At 43.7% G+C, this 284-nt stretch carries 1 pseudogene; it reads left to right on the top strand.

What is annotated here, in order from left to right:
- Positions 1-284, top strand: a pseudogene (locus AB4486_RS24350) (hypothetical protein); the annotation flags it as partial.

Raw genomic sequence — 284 nt, 5'->3', positions numbered from 1 at the left:
GTATCACTCTTAGCCATATCAATTTCTAGCGTATTAGCAGCACCTGCTTTTGCTTCTGCACCTCAAGTTGACGTAGAACTAGCAAACCAACAAACACTTCAACTTATTGACGAGCAGATGAACGCTATCGATGCTTCTGTTCAGTATAAATTAAACGAACAATATGCCAATGCTACTCCAGGCACGACAGCTACAGTCGATGATGTAACTTACGAAAAACAATCTAACGGTACTTGGGCTGCAGTTGGTGCCGCTTCTGCTGCATTGGTTGCAGGGCTTTTGAG

The sequence above is a fragment of the Vibrio sp. 10N.222.55.C6 genome, assembly GCF_041473395.1.
Classification (GTDB): domain Bacteria; phylum Pseudomonadota; class Gammaproteobacteria; order Enterobacterales; family Vibrionaceae; genus Vibrio; species Vibrio crassostreae_C.
Note: the sequence above shows the minus strand (reverse complement) of the source record. Positions and strands in the feature narration are given on the sequence as shown.